The organism is Burkholderia sp. BKH01 (genome assembly GCF_025685725.1).
Taxonomy (GTDB): Bacteria; Pseudomonadota; Gammaproteobacteria; order Burkholderiales; family Burkholderiaceae; genus Burkholderia; species Burkholderia pyrrocinia_C.
On sequence record NZ_JAOTQT010000016.1, the window covers coordinates 22,002 to 40,986 of the forward strand.

23 protein-coding genes and 3 pseudogenes are annotated in these 18,985 nt (G+C 60.7%); 12 read left to right on the forward strand and 14 right to left on the reverse strand.

The window, feature by feature from the left end:
* Positions 1-15: 15 nt before the first annotated feature.
* The 4 genes from OEJ37_RS22060 to OEJ37_RS22075 form a co-directional block, all read right to left on the reverse strand.
* The gene (locus OEJ37_RS22060; RefSeq protein ID WP_263345627.1) at positions 16-753 is read right to left on the reverse strand and encodes a cytochrome b/b6 domain-containing protein; all 738 of its coding nucleotides are present in this window, start codon (positions 751-753) and stop codon (positions 16-18) included.
* Complete coding sequence (locus OEJ37_RS22065) at positions 719-1,216, reverse strand: diheme cytochrome c (RefSeq protein ID WP_263345629.1); 498 nt, start codon at positions 1,214-1,216, stop codon at positions 719-721. The genes OEJ37_RS22060 and OEJ37_RS22065 overlap by 35 nt, the downstream gene beginning before the upstream one ends.
* A gap of 12 nt (positions 1,217-1,228) precedes the next feature.
* Entirely contained in the window at positions 1,229-1,645 is a 417-nt protein-coding gene (locus OEJ37_RS22070; protein WP_411859282.1) for a DUF1924 domain-containing protein, read from the reverse strand.
* A gap of 227 nt (positions 1,646-1,872) precedes the next feature.
* A complete protein-coding gene (locus OEJ37_RS22075; protein ID WP_263345632.1) occupies positions 1,873-2,349 on the reverse strand; it encodes a carboxypeptidase regulatory-like domain-containing protein in 477 nt (158 codons plus the stop codon).
* Between the two features lie 271 nt (positions 2,350-2,620).
* Here OEJ37_RS22075 and OEJ37_RS22080 point away from each other — a divergent pair, with 271 nt between their 5' ends.
* Both OEJ37_RS22080 and OEJ37_RS22085 read left to right on the forward strand, forming a co-directional pair.
* Complete coding sequence (locus tag OEJ37_RS22080) at positions 2,621-3,088, forward strand: CreA family protein (RefSeq protein ID WP_263345634.1); 468 nt, start codon at positions 2,621-2,623, stop codon at positions 3,086-3,088.
* Between the two features lie 220 nt (positions 3,089-3,308).
* Positions 3,309-3,782: a hypothetical protein gene (locus OEJ37_RS22085; protein WP_263345635.1), complete on the forward strand. Its 474-nt coding sequence runs from the start codon at positions 3,309-3,311 to the stop codon at positions 3,780-3,782.
* 4 nt (positions 3,783-3,786) lie between these two features.
* Here the strand turns inward: OEJ37_RS22085 and OEJ37_RS22090 are convergent.
* Positions 3,787-3,915, reverse strand: a pseudogene (locus OEJ37_RS22090) (chromate resistance protein ChrB domain-containing protein); the annotation flags it as partial.
* A 153-nt stretch (positions 3,916-4,068) separates the two neighbouring features.
* Here OEJ37_RS22090 and OEJ37_RS22095 point away from each other — a divergent pair.
* Positions 4,069-4,212 carry an H-NS family nucleoid-associated regulatory protein gene (locus tag OEJ37_RS22095; protein ID WP_411859279.1) on the forward strand — a complete coding sequence of 48 codons (144 nt, stop codon included), beginning with the start codon at positions 4,069-4,071 and terminating at the stop codon, positions 4,210-4,212.
* Positions 4,213-4,479: 267 nt separating this feature from the next.
* On the opposite strand, the gene OEJ37_RS22100 is transcribed toward OEJ37_RS22095, so the two are convergent.
* Entirely contained in the window at positions 4,480-5,133 is a 654-nt protein-coding gene (locus tag OEJ37_RS22100) for a response regulator transcription factor (protein ID WP_263345637.1), read from the reverse strand.
* 224 nt (positions 5,134-5,357) lie between these two features.
* On the opposite strand from OEJ37_RS22100, the gene OEJ37_RS22105 reads away from it, so the two are divergent.
* Positions 5,358-5,648, forward strand: a complete 291-nt coding sequence (locus tag OEJ37_RS22105; RefSeq protein WP_263345638.1) for a hypothetical protein — start codon at positions 5,358-5,360, stop codon at positions 5,646-5,648.
* A 114-nt stretch (positions 5,649-5,762) separates the two neighbouring features.
* Here the strand turns inward: OEJ37_RS22105 and OEJ37_RS22110 are convergent, their stop codons facing one another.
* The gene (locus OEJ37_RS22110) at positions 5,763-6,482 is read right to left on the reverse strand and encodes a Bax inhibitor-1/YccA family protein (RefSeq protein WP_263345640.1); all 720 of its coding nucleotides are present in this window, start codon (positions 6,480-6,482) and stop codon (positions 5,763-5,765) included.
* A gap of 296 nt (positions 6,483-6,778) precedes the next feature.
* On the opposite strand from OEJ37_RS22110, the pseudogene OEJ37_RS22115 reads away from it, so the two are divergent.
* A pseudogene (locus OEJ37_RS22115) lies at positions 6,779-7,346 on the forward strand (oleate hydratase).
* Between the two features lie 470 nt (positions 7,347-7,816).
* Complete coding sequence (locus tag OEJ37_RS22120; RefSeq protein ID WP_175943144.1) at positions 7,817-8,599, forward strand: helix-turn-helix domain-containing protein; 783 nt, start codon at positions 7,817-7,819, stop codon at positions 8,597-8,599.
* A 101-nt stretch (positions 8,600-8,700) separates the two neighbouring features.
* On the opposite strand, the gene OEJ37_RS22125 is transcribed toward OEJ37_RS22120, so the two are convergent.
* Positions 8,701-8,925 carry a DUF3562 domain-containing protein gene (locus OEJ37_RS22125; RefSeq protein WP_263345642.1) on the reverse strand — a complete coding sequence of 75 codons (225 nt, stop codon included), beginning with the start codon at positions 8,923-8,925 and terminating at the stop codon, positions 8,701-8,703.
* A 269-nt stretch (positions 8,926-9,194) separates the two neighbouring features.
* Between OEJ37_RS22125 and OEJ37_RS22130 the strand changes: the two genes are divergently transcribed.
* Together OEJ37_RS22130 and OEJ37_RS22135 are read left to right on the forward strand one after the other, a co-directional pair.
* The gene (locus OEJ37_RS22130) at positions 9,195-9,488 is read left to right on the forward strand and encodes a c-type cytochrome (protein WP_263345804.1); all 294 of its coding nucleotides are present in this window, start codon (positions 9,195-9,197) and stop codon (positions 9,486-9,488) included.
* A 70-nt stretch (positions 9,489-9,558) separates the two neighbouring features.
* Positions 9,559-9,947 (forward strand): annotated as a pseudogene (locus tag OEJ37_RS22135) (DUF3564 family protein).
* Between the two features lie 130 nt (positions 9,948-10,077).
* Here OEJ37_RS22135 and OEJ37_RS22140 read toward each other — a convergent pair.
* Both OEJ37_RS22140 and OEJ37_RS22145 read right to left on the reverse strand, forming a co-directional pair.
* Complete coding sequence (locus tag OEJ37_RS22140; RefSeq protein ID WP_263345807.1) at positions 10,078-10,389, reverse strand: hypothetical protein; 312 nt, start codon at positions 10,387-10,389, stop codon at positions 10,078-10,080.
* A gap of 327 nt (positions 10,390-10,716) precedes the next feature.
* Positions 10,717-10,929 carry a DUF2964 family protein gene (locus OEJ37_RS22145; protein ID WP_263345644.1) on the reverse strand — a complete coding sequence of 71 codons (213 nt, stop codon included), beginning with the start codon at positions 10,927-10,929 and terminating at the stop codon, positions 10,717-10,719.
* Between the two features lie 174 nt (positions 10,930-11,103).
* Here OEJ37_RS22145 and OEJ37_RS22155 point away from each other — a divergent pair, with 174 nt between their 5' ends.
* Entirely contained in the window at positions 11,104-11,724 is a 621-nt protein-coding gene (locus OEJ37_RS22155; RefSeq protein WP_263345645.1) for a hypothetical protein, read from the forward strand.
* On the forward strand, positions 11,691-12,029 hold the full coding sequence (locus tag OEJ37_RS22160; protein WP_263345646.1) for a lysylphosphatidylglycerol synthase transmembrane domain-containing protein: 339 nt from the start codon (positions 11,691-11,693) through the stop codon (positions 12,027-12,029). Before OEJ37_RS22155 ends, OEJ37_RS22160 begins: the two co-directional genes overlap by 34 nt.
* Positions 12,030-12,226: 197 nt before the next feature.
* Here OEJ37_RS22160 and OEJ37_RS22165 read toward each other — a convergent pair whose 3' ends face one another.
* On the reverse strand, positions 12,227-12,469 hold the full coding sequence (locus OEJ37_RS22165; protein ID WP_175942794.1) for a hypothetical protein: 243 nt from the start codon (positions 12,467-12,469) through the stop codon (positions 12,227-12,229).
* Between the two features lie 826 nt (positions 12,470-13,295).
* On the opposite strand from OEJ37_RS22165, the gene OEJ37_RS22170 reads away from it, so the two are divergent.
* Positions 13,296-15,557, forward strand: a complete 2,262-nt coding sequence (locus tag OEJ37_RS22170) for a putative bifunctional diguanylate cyclase/phosphodiesterase (RefSeq protein ID WP_263345649.1) — start codon at positions 13,296-13,298, stop codon at positions 15,555-15,557.
* 190 nt (positions 15,558-15,747) lie between these two features.
* On the opposite strand, the gene OEJ37_RS22175 is transcribed toward OEJ37_RS22170, so the two are convergent.
* Together OEJ37_RS22175 and OEJ37_RS22180 are read right to left on the reverse strand one after the other, a co-directional pair.
* Positions 15,748-16,014 (reverse strand): hypothetical protein, encoded by a 267-nt coding sequence (locus tag OEJ37_RS22175; RefSeq protein ID WP_411859280.1) that lies wholly within the window; start codon positions 16,012-16,014, stop codon positions 15,748-15,750.
* A 136-nt stretch (positions 16,015-16,150) separates the two neighbouring features.
* The gene (locus OEJ37_RS22180; RefSeq protein WP_063500114.1) at positions 16,151-16,285 is read right to left on the reverse strand and encodes an entericidin A/B family lipoprotein; all 135 of its coding nucleotides are present in this window, start codon (positions 16,283-16,285) and stop codon (positions 16,151-16,153) included.
* Between the two features lie 584 nt (positions 16,286-16,869).
* Between OEJ37_RS22180 and OEJ37_RS22185 the strand changes: the two genes are divergently transcribed.
* Positions 16,870-17,274 (forward strand): DUF2384 domain-containing protein, encoded by a 405-nt coding sequence (locus OEJ37_RS22185; RefSeq protein WP_263345653.1) that lies wholly within the window; start codon positions 16,870-16,872, stop codon positions 17,272-17,274.
* Positions 17,275-17,541: 267 nt separating this feature from the next.
* Here the strand turns inward: OEJ37_RS22185 and OEJ37_RS22190 are convergent, their stop codons facing one another.
* Entirely contained in the window at positions 17,542-18,981 is a 1,440-nt protein-coding gene (locus OEJ37_RS22190) for a hypothetical protein (RefSeq protein WP_263345654.1), read from the reverse strand.
* Positions 18,982-18,985: the final 4 nt, after the last annotated feature.

The window sequence follows — 18,985 nt, forward strand, 5'->3', positions numbered from 1 at the left end:
CTCCGCCTGCGGCCGTCAATCGTCATCCCGGCCCGCCCCATTCGCGGGACGGTTGGTGTCCGTCGCGACGGGCCGGTCCGCCGGTACGGGCTGCGGTGTCGCACGCCATTGTGTCCACCACCAGCCGATCACCGCTGCTGTCATGATGGCTGCAATCCCCCACCATGCACGCCGGATGCCGTCGATCGGCGCCCCGCGCTTGTAGCCGGTCACCATCGCACCGGCCAGATTCTCGCGATGAACGGCGCTGCTGACGAGAACGGCGACGACATGTACCGCAACGAGCGCGAGCATGATGTTCGCCGCACCCTCATGGAAATCACCGAACGATTCGCCGGTGCCCGTGTAGGCCGCCCAGCCGGTCGCCCCGGTGACAACCGTCATCGCCAGCATGGCGACAATCGCAACCGCGCCGGCCGGATTATGGCCGACGTAATGTTCAGGCCTGCCTTTAGCAAGGCTCAGCAAGTAGCGGAAAGCGGTCGCCGGCGGACGCACGAACGAAGAGAACCGCGCATGACGCGTGCCGGCAAGGCCCCACGCGACGCGAAACGCAACGAGCCCCAGCATCGTGTACCCGAACGCGACGTGCATCAGCCGCCATTGTTCGCTCTCGGCGGTAAGCCATGCGCCGCCAAAGGCAACGACCAAAAGCCAGTGGAACACGCGCAGCGGTGCGTCCCAAACCAGTATCCGTGCGGGACGCGACTTCTCCGGTTCACCTTGTACCGGGGATGCGGATGAATCGTTCATCGAAATTTCCTTTGTCTGCTTGTGTATGACACGCGGCACAGTTCGACGGCCGTTTGACTGCGGGGCGGTGCCACAACGACGCTGGGACTTCATCGTGGGTGGCGATGAACCACGACGATCGGGTAATCCTGTCTTCCGGCGGACGGCGAGCCGCGGAGCCCGTCGCCGCGTGTGCCGTCAGCCAGGTCTCCAGTTGCCCGACCGTTGCCGCATCCAACGTCGCATCGGTGCCGAAATGGCGATCGAGACCGTTCAGGATGCGGCGCCATGACTCGGCAGGCAGCGCCCCGGGCGGATAGGCGATATGGCAGGTCGCGCACTCCTGCTTGTACTTGGGCAGCAACGGAATCGCGGCACCCCGCATCTCCTCTTCCGCCGGCGCCGCGCGCGGCAGCAGCAGCATCATGACAAGGCTCAGGCAAACGAATTTGCGCACCGAGATCGTCGAATCAACGCTATTCATGGCCGTTCACCGTCAGGGTTTCAGGCTCATGAGCCAACTGAGGACGTCAGCCTTTTCGGCCGCCGAGCATTCGCGTCCAACGACGTCCTTGCAGTTTCTGCGGAACCATTTTTCCGTCCTGGCCCCGTCAGTGAACCGGGCGGGATTGAACGCGGGAGCGAGCGGCTCGATGGCCTTGCCAGTGACGACGTGCCGGCCGGGGCCGGTCGGCGTGCTGCCATGACAGGTCGCGCAACTCCAGTCGCGCCCATGTCGAGACGTGAAGAACTGTTGACCTCGCGACGGCATTGCGCCCGCGCCTGCCTGCGCTGTATAGCCGCTCAGCAACTGCGCTGGCGTTTCGGCATGTGCGCTGGCAATGGCGGCAACCAGCATCGCAACCCAAAGGCAAGGGTCGCAAAGCGCGCGAAATGAATGGGATATCCGCATCGTGATTCTCCTGAGCGATGCGTTCATGTTCGGGCGGATTCCTTACCGGATTCTTAACGTCCAGGCGTCCGGTGGTCAGCGCGATGTCGTACTGCAACCTGCTCGATCGATTCGAACACTTGGAGGAACCCGACCGACGATTGCCGCATCGACGGCTCGACGCAGCCGGTATCGGGTTCGCCAGGCGCTATTGCCAGCCACGACAGTCAGAACAGATCTGACCAGCGTCATCGCACAATATGCCGGCCCGTCTTTGCGCACCCTGTGCAAAGACGCATGACATCGTGCCGATCAGGATCTTCCCAGTAAAATTTGACATCAACGGCTCGATGAGAATCGATACGGACCTGCTTCGTCTCGTCAAGATGACGATCGCGTGCCGATACCGTGTAGCGACCCGCTGGCAGACGCACATACAGGAATGGCCCCGTCGTCCGAACCGTGAGGACATGCCGCGCTCCTTCCAAGATCTCGACATCCACGTCGGACAGGTACTCACCTGTCTTCGATGCAAAGGTCATCCGCAAGTTATAACGGGAGGCCACTTCGCGAAACGCACTTGCCTCGTCAGCACCGATGCCGCCCGTCACATACGTCACCCCGTCGTGCTCGACCGGCGTCAACACCGAATCGGCAAAGGCACTCGTTGCCATGGCAAGAAGGCATATCGATGTGCACAGCGCACCGACGATTCTGGTCCACATGATCATCTCCGATTGCACATGGCATCTTTTGCATCCGCTATCGCTCGGATACGCGCTATGCGGGAAGGCCGCGGAGATTACACATACGAATCTCGCTGCTCTCGCCACAAGCATCCTGCCGCCCTCCAGTTCGACCTTGACTCAAATCAAGCGATCGACGCGCGCAGCAACCTAATCTGGTTATCAAATCGGCCTCAGCGCCGCAAACAACGGGCGAAACGAGCTTGATGATTAGTTTAGGACTCCCGCGATGATCACGCTACGAACAACCATGTGGATTGCTTCCACGGCTTTTGCGATGCTCGCCGCGCCAACTGCCACTGCTGAAGAATTGGCGCGCATACCTACTCACTCTCAGCGCTACGGGATCCATATCGGAATTTCCGCGTACGACGATCCGCTGCTCAAGGGGGTGACGTGCTTCGTTTCGGAACCGCATACAAGCGGTCAACGCCCCGGGTTCCGTGACAAACATGGCAACGGCGAATCGTCAGTGTCCTGCCATCAAGTCGGAACACTCGCGGCTACGGCGCATGTGCCGCAACAGGCACAAGTGTTCGACGAATCGGTAGACCCCGTATTTCGATCGATACACGTAATTCGTATTCTCGATATAAAGCGTCTCGTCGTGTTGTATTTCTCGTACGCCGAGAGCGACGTGGCCGGCGATCTACCGGGACATGTCGACGTCATTCGCCTGCCCGTACGTTCCGAAAAGCAAAGCTCGTCAGCCGAATGATTCGAAGCGTGAGCGATAGACTGCGGTAATGCTCCTCAATTTCCCCAAGCAACGTTCAATCGAAGAAGAAAATGCAGTAGATGCTGCGACCGAATCGGCGCATAGCCGACGGGGCTTGATCTGCATCAAGCCTATATCTTCATTCTGCTCCAGCATAAAACTTAGCGATTGGGCACTCCGCTCACGGACTTGCGAGCTGTGCGTCAGTGAGGAGATCCCGATGCGACTGCGAATTAACTCGATCCTGCTCGTCTTGCTGCTTATGCTGTTTGGCAACGTATCGGCTGCTTATGCGGACGATCTCACGCGCAGCGTGACGACCCACGATCTTTCGATCCACTACGGGGTTGTCCCGACGAGCCAAGCCTCGGCGCCGACCCGCAGCAGCCCGCAAGCAATACACAACGTGAACCTATACGTGCTGACGGTCGCGCTCTTTGACAAATCGACAGGAAAGCGCATCGAAGATGCACACGTCGTTGCCGTCGTTAAAGGACCTCGCAGCGAGGCCAGCCGGGTGCATTCCAAGGCTGTCACGATACAGCTGGACCCAGCGCGGGAGGGTGGTGCGATCACATACGGGAACGTGTTCGATGCGCGCTGGAAAGGGACCTACCACATCGAACTGTTGATCACCCAAAATGGAGAAACGCATCCCGAGCACGTGTTGCTCAACTACGAACAACAGTTTTGAATAGATCGGTACCGCGCACGATCTCGACGAGCTTGAGTAGCGCCGGGACATCCATCTGGCGCTTGTCGAGAAACGCATCGAAGCTGCAACGCTTACCGTGGTGTCCAAGCTCGATGTCGGGTGCGCCGTAGGGGCCGCGCCGATTTGACTCGGCGCTTCCGCGTTGTCGCTCTCGCTTGATCGTCGATTTTTCCAACGCGAGCACGTGTTCCAGCGTGACGGCATCACCGGCAGCGCCCTTTGGCGCATTTTTTTCATACCGGATGTCACGACGCGCAGGACCCGAGTGCCAGCGAAATACCATGGCCCGTCGTCGGGTAAGACGTGGTCCGGCCACGATCCGCGCCCGAAATGGCTCGTTGGCAAGTCGCTCGACTACTATCTGGTCGAGCGGGCAGCGAAGCCGTGGTGGCTCGACAAGGACGCCTGACGCATAGCGACAGATATCTCGGATTCGATCGAGCATGCGCCCCTATCGCCCAAGCGGCCTGAGACCAACGATCCGCTTGGGTATCGGTGGCGTCGAAGCGATCGGATGGCGCCTGTTGGCCCCGCGGCTGATCAACCGCAGACTGTCGTAAGACACATGAGAGCGCATTTGCCGACATCCTGGTGCCGAGACAGCGGAGGTTCGCTTTCCGACGCGACTCTTGTCCAGTCCATGACCTGCTTGATCGCTTGCAAACCGGGTCCATGGCTACCCGAGAATGTTGTCACCAAGATCCAGCAACTGGTGACGTAGCGCAAAGCGAATCATGTCTGAATCATTAATCAGGTCCAGTTTTTCCAGAATGCGCGACTTGTACGTGCTGACCGTTTTGATGCTGATGTCCAGGCTCCCTGCCATCTGCGCAATTGATTGTCCGGATGCCAAACCAACCAAGACCTCGAACTCCCGAGCAGTCAGACGATGATGAGCGAACGCCTCACCGTCGCCGTTAGTGACTTGCGCTAGCAGATCGCCCACCATCGTGCTTACGTATACCCCGCCATCGGCAAGCTTTCGAACCGCATCGATCAGATCCGACTTTGAGCAGGTCTTTGGAAGAAATCCCGAAGCCCCCGCCCTGAAAGCCCGCACCGCATGGGTCTGCGCGGAATGTGCCGTCAGAACGAGCACCCGAACATCCTGATGCTCCTTCTTGATTTGCCTGATGAGTTCGACCCCGTGAATACCGGACATCGTCAATCCGAGTGACAACACGCGCGGCTTCACAGCGCGCACGAGTTCGAGCGTGCCGGCCCCATCTGTCGCTTCACCGGCGACATCGACGTCGTCGACCTCCGCGAGGACGCTGCGCACACCCGCCCGCATGACAGCATGCGCGTCGGAAATCACCACTTGGATCATGACAAACACCCACTCATTCGGTAAGTGAACGAACCCGCAATGGCGGACGATTTACAGGCACCGATTTATTTGAAAGCATGGGATCGGGAAGGCGTCTCGTCTGCACGCTGCCGTACAAAGTGCGGCGGCATGGGCCCAGCGCCACGACACGCGCACTTCCGGCGAGACAAGGGTCCTTCGAATCCGGTGCCGAATATCGAGCGATACCCCGAAGTGGCGTCCCCTTGATCCAGATCAGCACGCAAGGCAGGCCCGTGCCGATGCTGTTCATACGGCGTCAAGGGTGTTCCAGCCTGCCGTACAACGTCATCCACACACACGCCAAAGGAGTCGCCATGCATGCCGAACGGATAAAGGAGCTGTGGGCCGAATTTGATGACCTTGCTTCGAAAAGCGAAAACGCGGATGTTCAATTTCTGATCCGGGCGATCAAGCTGCATGCAGAGCTGATGGATGCCCGACTCGCCGCGCTCGAGGCGTTGGGCGGCGTCAACGTTCAAACCAAACCGACGTGATGTGCGACCGGTGTCGGGCGGCCGGGCCAGATTCATCCCGGCTCCTGTTTGCTCCGGCGGTGATCCCGCCGAGGCTTGCCGCACGGCCCCCTGTCCCGATCCGCAACCGTTCGCCTAGCTGCGGCGGTTGCCGAGGAGCCGCATCAGCATCAGGAAGAGGTTGAGAAAGTCGAGATAGAGCGCAAGCGCTCCCAGGATCGCCTTCTTGCCGACGATCTCGCCCTCTTCGCCCGCTATGTAGAGGCGCTTGATGCGTTGCGTGTCGTATGCGGTGAGTCCCGTGAACACGAGCACGCCGATCACTGAAACGACGAACTGCAGCGCCGAGGAAGCCAGGAAGAGATTCACGACCCCTGCGATGATGATGCCGATCAGCCCCATGAACAGAAAGGAGCCGAAGCGCGAGAGATCGGCCCGTGTCGAGTAGCCATAGAGGCTCGTCGCGCCGAAGGTGGCTGCGCTGATGAAGAATACGCGCGCAATGCTCTCGCCCGTATACACGAGGAAGATGCCGGAAAGGGAGAGCCCGACCAGCGCGGCGTAGGCCCAGAAACTGATCTGCGCCGCGCCGAAACTGATGTGCTCGATGCGGAAGCTCAGGAACATGACCAGCGCCAGCGGTGCGAGCAGCACGACCCAGAAAACGGGCGTTCCGACAATCGAGCGGTAAAACCCCGTCGACGCGCCGATGTAGGCAATGGCGCCCGTCAGCGCCAGGCCCCCGGCCATATAGTTGTAGACGCGTCGCACATACTGCCGAAGGCCGACGTCGTCACTACTCAATACGCGCTGCGACTCTTCTGCTCCCGCCTCCCTTCGAAGGTCGTTTCCCATGATCGATTCTCCTCGGATCGCAGTCGTGGCGGCCGCGCTTCGTCGCGGCCACTCCCATAATCAATCTCGCCCCTCGGGCAACCGAGCACCTTGACTCACATCAAGCCCATCCGGCGCCGCACCCGCTCTACAGGACCTCGCGCGCACGCGAATTGCAGCGCACAACGCCGCGGATCTGCTTGAGCTGCGCCAAGCCGCGCGCGATACGCACCGGCATGGCCTGCCGCATCCGGCTCGGTTGACGCATCTCGATCGCCGTGCCCGGAACGCGGATATCGTGGCGCGAGCGCTCGCGAATGCTCCAGCGGATTCGCGACCTGACCGGCAATGTTCTCGGCGAAGCCGGTCTGATCACATTCGCGGAGTCGAACTGGCTGATGTCGATCGTCGTGCCGCATCAGCCGCATTTCCTCAGCCAGCCCGAGGGCGTCAGCGTGTTGTGGGGATACGGGCTGTTTGTCGACGCGCCCGGCAACTTCGTCGAGAAGCCGATGGCGGCCTGCACGGGGCGCGAGATCATGACCGAATTGCTCGGACATCTGCGACTCGACGAGCAGGCCGAGGCCCTCCTCGCGTCGTTCACCTGCATCCCGTGCATGATGCCGTTCATCACGAGCCAGTTTCTGGCGCGCCGGGACGGCGACCGCAGCAGGTGTACCGCAAGGCACGGCCAATCTTGCTTTCGTCGGACAGTTCTGCGAGTTGCCGGACGACGTCGTGTTTACCGTCGAATACTCAATCCGCAGCGCGCAAACGGCCGTCGCGGCGCTGCTCGATCTCGACCGACGGCTGCCCGCGGTCGACATGAGACAACACGACCCACGGGTGCTGTACCGGACATTCACGACGCTGCACGATGTCTGAACAAGGCATGCAGGACGGCGGGCGCGACGCCCGCCGGGCGGATCGGCAAGCGACCGCGACCGGCGCGCGTCCTTGACTTGAATCAGGTGGTGCCGCTGCTGGAGCACCCCGGCGCCGCCCACGAGCGTTTTCACCGGCCGCAGCCGTTGTCAGCATCCTCCTACAGCCGTTCTCCAAACCCTACGTGACTTTCCATCCCTGCCGATTTCGGTCCGGCCGCGCGCGAACCATACTGCTCTATATGGATGCCCGAGCGCCGATCATGCCGTCGCCAGCGTTGCCGGACGATGGCGCAGCACTGTTCCGCGTACCGGATCGCCGCCGTCGCGCTGACTGAATCGCCAGGTTCCGCGCTGTGCACGGCCTGCAAATGGCCAGGAACGAATTTTTCGGCCAGTTCGACCGCGCCACTGCATGACGCACCATCCATGCAGTGGCGCCGCACCCGACCGAGTGACGAGGAGCAGATCATGCTGACCGCCCAAGCCCGCGAAAATGCCTACCCCGCCGTCGCGCATGCGATGGCGATCGCGCTTCATCCCGTCGATCGGGACGAACGGGTGAAGCGCCCCGGCGCGCGCTGTTCGACCTGCTCGGTCAGTTCGGCGTGCATGCCGGCGGAATTCGACGCGGCCGACCTGGCCGTCCTCGACGAGGTAGTCTGCACGACTCGCTCGGTCAAGCGGGGCGAGTCATTGTTCCGTGCGCACGATACGTTCCAGAGCCTCTATTCGGTTCGCACCGGCTCGTTCAAGACGATCGTCATGCATCGCGACGGCCAGGAGCAAGTGACCGGATTCCAGATCGCCGGAGAAACGCTCGGTCTCGACGGCGTGTGCAGCGGGCGTCACAACGGCGATGCGATCGCGCTGGAGGACAGCACGGTCTGCATCATCCCGTTCGGCCAGCTGGAGAAGGTTTGCGCCAAAGTAAGGTCGATGCAGCACCATCTCCACAAGATGATGAGCAGCGAGATCGTGCGCGAGTCGAGCCTGATGCTGTTGCTTGGCACGATGTCGGCGGAACAGCGAGTCGCTGAGTTCCTGCTGAACCTGTCCGAACGCTTCAGGGTGCGCGGCTATTCGTCGGCGGATTTCAACCTGCGCATGACGCGCGAGGAGATCGGCTGCTATCTCGGGATCAAGCTCGAAACGGTCAGCCGGATGCTGTCGAAATTCCAGCGCGACGGCCTGATCGACCCGCACGGCAAGCAGATTCATATCATCGATCTGGCCGGGCTTGCCCGCGTCTGAGCGCTGGCCGCCCGCGCAGCGTCGAGCCGCCGGGTTCGGGTCCGGTGCCAGGTATCCCGCAGGCACGAACCGGTTCCGTCGAATACCCTCGCGCGCACCGCCTATCCCCCCGGTTTCGGCCGCCCCGGACGCCCGCCTGCAGCGTGCAGCGACCGCATGCGCCGGCTCAGGCGACGGATCGCGAAGATCCGCAGGTAATCATGCACGCGGGCACCTTTCGCCAGCGCCGCGATTTCGTCGTCGAGCATCCGCCGCAACGCGTCATCCGGAATCGACAGGTCGCGCGCCAAGGCCGCCAACGACGTGAGCAACCGATCCTGGTTCATCACCACCCTCCCGCAAGTACAAGGTCTTCGGCCAAGGTAGTCCTGGCCGAATCCATTGAAACGCGCGGCGCCGCCACCGGCTTGATATGAGTCAACGCGCCCCGCGTTGATGTGCGGCCCGGCCGCGGATTCAACCGACCGGTGGTGCGCGTTCCGGCGTTTGGCCTGCATCAATCGCCGGCTCGGAGCCACGCTTGGACTGGATCGGACTACTTGCCAAACACCGCGCGCGACGACGACCGCATCCAACGAAATGCATGGCGTGATAGCTGCTCGCCCTCGCGTGGCTCGCATGCGGGACGGCGTCCGTCCAGGTGCAGGAGCCCGCCACGCTCGTCGATCAGCAGCATTGCATGTTCTGCCACACCATCGACATGTCGTTCCTCGCGCCGTCGTTTCACGAGATCGCGGATCGGTATCGGGACACGCCGCATGCCGAAGACATCCTCGCGGACAAGCTGAGACCAGGCGGCCGCGCGCGCCGAGGCGACACCGCTATGCCTCTGCCCGCCGAGCGTGGCGGCTCGCTGTCCTCCGAGGACGCGCATACGCTGATTCGCTGAATCATGAGCCAGTAAAAGCCTCGACCGCCCGTGCCGGCGGCCAACCTCCTTCGTCGATTCGGAGCCCATCGTGCGGATCACACTGCATCTCGATACTTTCGCCTGCGACAACCCTTCGGCCTATGCCATTCTCTGGATCGACACAGCCATACGACGGTGGTCGCGCGAAGGTCATGCGAGGATGGACCTGCCCGCGTGGGGGACACTCGTCCACAAAGGCAGCGCCACCCTGATGACGGGGCCGGACAACGCGGGCACCCTATGCCGGCTCGACGATTTCGATCTCGACGCACCGCCCGGGCCGTTCGAAGGTCAGGCTGGCTGCGCGCGCTGTCTGCACGACGCCCGCCATGCGCCAGTGCCTGGCGCATGGCGCATGGCGCATGGCGGGTGCAGTGGGTCGACGAGACGGCGGAGATGCCGGAACACGAGGTATTCACGGGCGACGAAGAAAGCTAGCCGGACCAGGGCTGCCGACCGCGCCGGCTCCGTCGCCGCGGCGGATCGACACACGCGCGGCGAACCGTTGTGAACCGCCGCGGGCCGGCGCATCGGGCCATGGCGAATCGCGCCCGACGCGCGGGACGTGTCAGCGAGGGTTCGCGTAGGTTTCAGCGGCCACGGACCGGGCGAGTTGCCGCTCGGCAATGTCGAATGCCCGCTCCAGCGCGCCCATGGGATCCACGCCCGTCGTATGCGGAACGGGACAGAATTCCCCCTTGCGTGTGATCAGATCGAGTCGTACGTCATACATCGGCTCGCGGGTCGACGCGCCCATGGCCTCGATCGCGAGATTGCAGCCGGCCAGTTGCGTACAGAACGGCTCGAGGCGCATCAGCTGGATGCTCGCTTCCGCCTCCAACTGAGCCGCCCCGGCGAAGCCGAAGTACGCGATCCGCATCCCGATTCCCATGTTCCGCTCCTGTTGATCGCGCCGATTGACGGCGAAAGCCGGTTCATCAGTGTGGTGCGCTCGCAATACCCGATTTCGGGCATCCATCTTCCGCGGCGACGGCCCTGCCTCGTTGATGTGAGTCAAGCGACGGACATCGCCGCACGCTGTCCGCCAACCGGCGCCGGTCTCGTGAAATCGGCACCGACCATCCAGCCGGCCGGCAGTGCGGCGCGGAAATTGACCGGCAACACCCGCACATCGACCGCTCGGTGCGCGGGTCGGACAACTGAAGCTTCGGCGACACGCAGAACCGGGTTGCCATCAGGCATCCTGTTACAGGCGATCGTGCCAGACCCGCGCGGTTCGCGGGATCGTTCGCCGCCGCATCGCGATCAATCCCGCGACGCCCGAACAACAGGACAGCATACCAACATAAAGCGCCGAGCCGTCGTCGACCAGCATGGCGTGCACCGTTGCGATGAGCCCGACTTGCGACGCGAAGATTGCGACGTTGGCAAAACACTGGCGAAACACGTTGGGAAACATGCCACTCTCCTTGAAAGGGATGACGAGTGCGACGTTTCAGGCATCCGCATCGGTAGCCCGGGAGGCAGAAATCATCAGCACCGGGCAGTCGGCCACGAGCAGGAACCGTTCGGCCACGCTACCCGGCACCGCGTGCCGGATACCGCGGCGGCCCGCGGGACGGCAGGTCGGATCATGCACCTGCCCACGCTGATCGCCACACGAAACCATCGAACATGGCGAACAAAGCCATGCCTTCATCTTCGAAGCTTCGGAATCCGCAGCGTTGACTTTTATCAAGCGCCGGTGCGGTTCCGACTGTCCCTCGGAAAAACAACGGCGCCGCCCGAATTGTCTGGCCGCACCGTCGACGACGCACAGCGTCCCCGTTCGCGCCAGGTAGCACGCGCCAGGCGCTCGCTGCCACTGCGGACCCTCGTTCCTCTTGGTATCGCGACTCTTGGTATCGCGAAAGTTTTCACCGATCAGGTGCTGCCAAGTGACGGCGTTAGCGGCACGCTGCTGGTCGTGCGCGGACTGATTCGGCGACACATTCCCGCCGAGATTGCCATGGCAGCGATGGTGATCGGCTTGCTCTCGTACGACGCCGCCTATCTGATCGTCGTGCTCACCAGCGCCAGTATTCTTTGGGCGCACCATCGCATCAACATCCCGTTACTGATCGGCGTCACGATATTCGCGGTCGTCACGGTAGCAATCCCGACTACCATCCTTGGTCTGAGCAGATGGGGCGAGCGCCCGCCGATTGCGTGGGTCAGCAAATGGCTTGGCGCGACAGATCTCCTAGGGAGCTGATCGATGCGCCGACGGATCTCCTGCGTAACCCTCGCTTACTGATGCAGACGGCGGGCCTCCAACTTGCGATATTCACGCGCGATGCACTGACGCTTTGGCTTGCGTTCAATGCGCTCGGTGAAGTGCCGGAACTCTGGGTGGATTTCGTCAGCTTCGCGATTGCGTCGATGGTCACAACGATTGGCCCGATTCCGATTGGCCTGGAAACTTTCGAAGGCGCATCCGTGGGCATGCTGAGTTTGATCGGCGTGTCTGTCGAAGCGGCGCTGGCCGCGACGCTCTTGCTGCGCGGAATAACCTTTTAGCTCCCGATGTTGCCCGGCGTCTGCCTTGCTCGACGCGAGATCGGACACTCATAGGCGGGGTTGCCGAAAGCGCGGTGGGCAATCTGAGCGATTGGCTCGCCACCAAACTAGCGTTTCTGATGTTTGAAGGGGCAGTTCTAGATGAAAAAAGTAGGGGGCAGTTTCGAGTGAACATCAACAACGAGGGTATCTTGAGACTACTTATCCCCGAAATTTCCTTCGTCGATGAGCATGTGACAGTAGGCGTCAGAAGCGTCGAGCGCCAAGTCCTCGGAGATGAACGTGCCAGGCACGTTCATCTCCGAAATCACGGTTTCGGTGGTGCCGCTCCAATGACGCCGAAGAACATCAATCGTGCCGCGCCACTGGCCATCCTCGCTGAAATTTGCAGAGACTCGGTAGAAGTAGCCGCGATATGGCTTGAATCCGTCCAGGTTCATTGCTCCCCCCTCGCCCAATGGTTATCGTAGCCCTCGACGGAGACTGGGATTGCACGAAGCAGCACGGGGATATTGGAAGTGACCCGGATAATTGGGGCTGCTCCAAAACCGCCGTTCAGGTAGTCGACGAAGCTAACGACTTCGAATGTCGGCTTATGGCGAATCCGAGTGGGCGCAACTACCCCGAAACCGGACCATACCGCGTCCGACCCTCGATTCGCCGTCAAGCGCGAATGAGATTCCCAGTCACTGAAGTTTGTTAGATGGATGCACGCGACTATACTTTCATCGTCTGACGAAATTGGGCCAATCTTTGGGGCTGAGTTTGACCCAACGCATGCGCGGCCCGACATACAGGGTAGCGCGGTGAATCGACGTTGACGCATTGAACCAAAATCGCTGCAAGCGTGGAGCGGCCGGAATCGTCCAACTGTCCTAAGCAATCGTGTATCTGCGGACCGACCCGTCACCGTGGAGGCTTCGACCGACCCCACGCCGCCGATCGGCGCGATACGAATGCGATCGCGCTAGGCGGGATCGAAGCGTCCCTATACGCGTGTTCGGCGCACTTTTTGTCGGCGCAACACTTGAGATCGGTTCGATTCAGCTGCAACCGTTAGCGGGATTGCGGGGAGAACCTGGCATGCGTTTTCAATCTAGGCTTCACCACGGACAGGGGGAGGCGCGGTCTTGGCCTCATGCCGGGGCTTACATGGAACCGCACTGGCTGCCCAGGGGCGTGCGCTCCGGCAGACACGGTGCGACGACGCCTGCAAAGGCGGGATCGTTGCCCTGGCCCCACCACTGGCACCGTCAAGGGCCCTGCGTGAGCGCGCAGAGCGATCCGGTCAATCGGCGCGTGCTCGTGATCAACGACAACGTTGCGGCGCACCAGAATTTCCGCAAGATTCTCGCCCGCCCACTGGACGGCGAAACTGCGCCGGCCGCAACCCAGGCGTCCTTTTTCCGCGAGGTTCCAGCCGGTCGCGCGGCGTTTCAGATCGATTCCGCCTATCAGGGCCGGGAAGCGCTGGAGCGGGTCGTGCGTGCGCTGGCGGAGAACAAACCCTATGCGATGGCCTTTGTCGACACGCACATGCTGCACGGTTGGGACTGCCTTCAGACCATCGAGCGACTCTGGCAAGTGGACCCGAAGTTGCAGTTTGCCCTATGCAGCCCGCATTCTGATCCCCCTTGGGGCGCCCTGGCCAGGCGCCTGGGCGGAGATGACCGGCTGCTCATTCTCAAGAAGCCATTGAACAACATCGAGGTCCGTCAGACGGCCAGCGTGCTGACCACGAAGTGGCAGATGACGAAAGAGGCGGCCTTCAAGACGAGCGACCTGGAAGAGGTCGTCGAGGAAAGAATCAATGCGCTTGCTGAAGCCAACATCATCGTCCAGAACAGTCCGGTCATCCTTTACCGTCTGCGCGGCGTGCCGTCGTTTCCGCTCATCTACATATCGCATGACATCACCAGGTTCGGCCACGACCGCGCTACCTTGCTCGCTTCGCCAGTCTGGGCCAACGAGCTTGTCGCTCCGGACGACCAGGCCAAAGTCGATGCGGCGCTGGCGCGAGTACTGGACAAGGACACCGAAGGCGTTTCGATCGAGTTCCGCTTGCGCACTGGCGACGGCGCTTACCGTTGTGTCGAGAATCGCTATGTTCCGGTCCGCGACAAGGATGGACGGCTAATCGAAGTTGAAGGGATCATCATCGACATTGCCGAGCGCAAGGCAGCGGAGGAAAAGATCGCGCGGCTCGCTCACACCGATGCGCTCACGGGATTGGCGAATCGGGCCGGCTTCCTCGCGCGGGTGCACCAGGCTTTCGCTGCAGCCCAACATGGCACCATGCCGTTTGCGATCTTCTTTGTCGCTCTCGACCACTTCAAGCTGGTCAATGACAGACTGGGTTACCCGATCGGCGACCTGTTGCTTCGGGAGGTGGCAGAGCGTCTCAGGAATTGCGTTCACGAAAGCGACTTGGTTGCACGGTTGGGCGACGATGCGTTTGCCGTGCTGCAGGGCGAGATGGTCGAGCCGGCGGACGCCGGGGCACTGGCTGCGAAGCTCCAGGCGGCGCTGGCGGGTCCCTATCTGCTTGATGGCAACGATGTGCGTATCTCGGTGAGCATTGGCGTCCGTGCGTACGTTCAGGGCGACAGCGGAGCAGACGCGATGCTGACGCAGACCGATTTGGCGCTCCACCGCGCGAAGCATCAGGGCGGCAACCAGTACCACTTTCATTCTGACGAACTCGACCAGGAAGTACGCGAACGTGTCGCACTCGCCGACGACTTGAGAGGAGCGATTGATCGCGGCGAGCTGGAACTCCAGTACCAACCCGAGGTCGAGTTGTCCTCCGGAAACATTCTAGGGATGGAAGGGCTGGTTCGCTGGCATCACCCGACGCGGGGTCTCATTGCCCCCGGTGTGTTTATTCCGATCGCCGAGAGGGACGGCACCATGGCAGCGCTTGGGCACTGGGTGCTAGATCAGGCGTGCCGGCAAATGAGAGCATGGCGCGACGAGGGGGTGGCCCCGCTGATGATCGCGATCAATCTGTCTCTGTTCGAGCTCAGGAGTGCTCAAATGTTTGTCCACGATGTTACTGAAGCCGTCGCGAAGTGGCGTCTCCCCCTCTCCGATTTGGAATTCGACGTGACTGAGGCGACTCTCGCCAGGCTGTCGTGGGCACAAAGCGACATACTCCCACAGCTACATGAGCTCGGCGCGAAGATTGCCATCGATGATTTCGGTAGCGAGTATGCGTCGTTTGACTATGTCAAGGCTTATCGTGTGAACCATCTCAAGATCGCGCAATCCCTCATCCGCCGGTCTACCAGAGATCCCGAGAGTGCGGCGACGATCCGTGCCATCGTCACCTTTGCGCACAGTATCGGGATCGGAGTCATTGCCCAAGGCGTGGAGACCGAGCAACAACGTGCGCTGCTGGCTGCGACGAATCGGGCGACGAGTGCGCAAGGCTTCCGTTTCAGCGAAGCGGTGGGGGCCGCTCGAGCCAGCGAGCTCCTGCGCCAAGGCCACATCGCGCCATGCGCGGGGCCTTGTTCGGAAGGGTAGGCGTTCAATTGTTGCTGCTGCAAGTTCCGCCAGGCCCACGGCGCTGCCGGTTCATTCGAGTACGCGGTGAACGTCGAACCTGACGAGCCTGGTTGGACCGAAGGGCGATACTGATGGCAGCGTCAATGGCATTCCGCGCGCGGTTCCGTACCAAGGCCATAAACAGCAAAGAGCACCCCGAGGTCTGAGCCTACTCAGCGGGACCATGAATCACATCGATAGCGGCTTGGCCGGCGATCTCCGCGACCAAATACGCCCAACGACGAGAAAACGGGCCGCCTCGTATCTTGATACGTTCACCCAGCGCTGCTACGCCGGGAAGTTTGATTGGCCCTTCAATTCGAAACCAGACGTCAAACATGTCCTTTGATGTGGACTGCAAATCGACGTGAATCTCGAATCCGCGATATTCGATCGTTCGTTGCACGAAAACCCCCGGTTCCAGCAGTGTCGCCACCCGAACGTCGCGTCCGCTTGCCGATGTCATCCGATGAATTCAGTTCATCGCGACGAGTGATGGAATCGGATTTCGATCCCGAGTCAGACGACGCAGTGGACCATGTTGGACGGTTCACCCGTAGCGCCCGCGTCGGCTATTTGGCTTGTTCAGCCGTGTTATGGATGGCCTGACCGCCCTTCGAAATGTCTTCGCCCGCACCCGCAACTGTGTTGCAGCCCGCGAGGAGAGCGGTACCAGCGATCAGAAACAGAGCGATGAGTCGCGTCATGTTGTCCTCCTTCCACAGATGTTTGGCGGCGGAATACGGCAGCGAGCCTCAACAAGCGCGGCCGTCGCGCACCTATCCGATCCGGCTCGGACATCCGTACGAGTCTTATTGTAGGAGAGAGTCCGCCAACTACGCGTCGAACGACGCGGCGTTGTCGATCGAACATTGTGCTAGAAGTCCCCGCAGACAGATATTCTCCGACTACTTGTTACAGATCGATGCAGGTCACATCCTGTATTCAGGGGATGTAGTCTTTTATTCGAAGACAACATATCGAGACTGCGGACATCTTTTCCGAGAACCAACAAAAATGTGGGCTCTCAGAAAAGGTGTCTTTGGGCCCCTAGACAGATCAAGGACTTGGACATCTTTTTTGAGAAATCTACATGCCTCTCGTCTCAGAAAAGATGTCCGTGGCCCCGGGGATTCTCAGAATAGTCGTCCTTGGGAATGTCGCGGCCCTGCGAAGGTATCTCGACCGACCTCGGCGACCCAAAGCGCCATGGTTAAGGGTTTCGGCGACCGGTGCAGTCGGTAACCTTTGTGCTATAAATGTGCAGATAGTGTGCTTCCGGTAATCCGTTATGAACCACGATCTAGCCGAAAATTCAACGCCACCCCTCGATTTCGACCAGTTCATGGCATCTTTGAGGGACTCGGAAAGCGTCGCGCCGATCGTCTCGGCGCGACGCTTCGCGGCCGCCCTGCATATCGATATGCAAACACTCGCAAGGCTGGCCCATGTGCACCGCAATACGGTGGGCCGTTTGGCTGGCTCCGAAAGTGTGCAAAAGTATCTTCGGGAAGCGATCCGGATCATCCGCGCTGCAAACGATATTTCTGGGGACATACAAAGCACGCTCTTCTGGTATCGCAATGAGCCGTTGCCGACCTTCGACTACAAAACGGCTGAAGAGTTAGTGTCGGAAGGACGCGTGGACGACGTACTTCGCTACGTCGTTTCGCTCGACGCAGGCGCGGCCGGATGAGATGAAACGCCTGCGTTGCGGTCCTGAAAAATAGCGACTACTCTAATGCCATAGCTGACCTAGGTTCAGCAGCAGCAAACAGGGAGCGGGGCATACTGGGCTGGACGTCGTTCCGCGGTATGCTGCCTGCCCCACCTCTTCAAATGCCCGCTTGTTGAGCGGGCATTTGTTTTTCGTGCCGACCCGACTGAGCGTCCGCCCAGAAATTGTGTATTTCGGACCCCAGCGCCGTGAACGGTATCCTCGAGTGCTTTCTGACTTTGCATATTATTGGCACCTCGGACCGCGTGAGAGCGCGCTCGGTTTCTGCAAATTTCCCTGGATGATCAGTACGCAGACCTGAACACCATTTTCCACAGATTGAAGGTCCACCAACTGCGCAGGGTCACGTGGCGGCCCGTTCTTTGGGCTGCAATCCAGCACACAGAGCACCGCAGTCTTTTTTCCCTTCGCCACTGCATAGGATGCTGTCTGACTAGTAAAGCGTCGGCCATCCTCTAGAGCGAAAAGCGCCGATCTCTCAACCTTCAACTCGATAGGGATTCCGCGGAACGACAAATCAGTGGCACCACCCGCTGCGTTGGCATGTTCGTCCAGTTCGATCCCAATGGATGCGCTGCGTCGCAATGCGGCACGAACATCCTGTTGGAACTCAGCCTCAGACCGCATGCCGGGGAACAGCGCGTCTTGAACCGCACTGCCGGCAAGATTGAACAGCGCCGCGAGGATAGTTAGCAGGTCAAGCAACTCCGGCTGCGCAATGCCCGGCACTCTACGTAACGCTTCGCGAAACTCGACGAGACGCCGGTCCATTGCAGGGTATCCGCACATGGAACGCGACGGATCTGTGCCATCAATAAGCAGCGTACGGTGTCCCACAATCGCAACCGGCTGCTCCGACTTCGGTGGCAAAAACTCCGCTGCGTACTTGAATTCGAACGGCCTCGCATGGAGACCTTGCGACACCTTCAAAATGGCGCGACCTCGCTGACGTAAGACGTATGGCGGATCACCCGGCGGACGGGAAAAACGAAAACTTGGGAATTCGTACGTTGAGGCGGGCTCCACAGAAACCGGTGTAAGTTGCAGTTCACTATGCTCCTCTGGCCACCGCGTGACGCGGACTTCCAACTCCAGATCGTGAACTTCTCCAGGCGTAAGCTGATGGGTGTGCTGCGCGTCGATCAAGTCAATCTGAAACTTCAGAAATGCTACCGTGAGCGGCTCGGCCTCCGGCCGCTTATCGAAGTGCGGGTCGCGCATCTTCCCTGTAAAGCGGATGTCTTGGGCAAACATGCCTAGCGGCAGAGGTATAGCACCGACTGCGTTGAGAAGCTTCACGGCATCATCCAAACTAGATACGTCAAGCAGCGCTTTGCTGGCTTGGACCAGACTAGCAGCCGCCACCTGGCTCTCATATTCCTTCAGCCAAAGTGGGTAGCGTGCCTTCGCGCTTCGTAAGAAGCGGTCAGCGTCTGGTAGCGCCGTCAAAACAGCATCGTGCCATTGGACTATGCTTGCCGAAATGCGCAACAACCCCGCAAACGCCGCGTATGCGACAGCAGCGGCTGGATTGGCAAAAGACGCCGAAATCGAGTCTAGCTCGCCGGCCAGTGCACTCAAATCTTCCGTCTTTGCATTCTCTGGGAACCGCAGCAACGCTTCCGCCGCGTTCAAGCGTGGCGAACGCACGTCGGGGCGGGTCAAATTT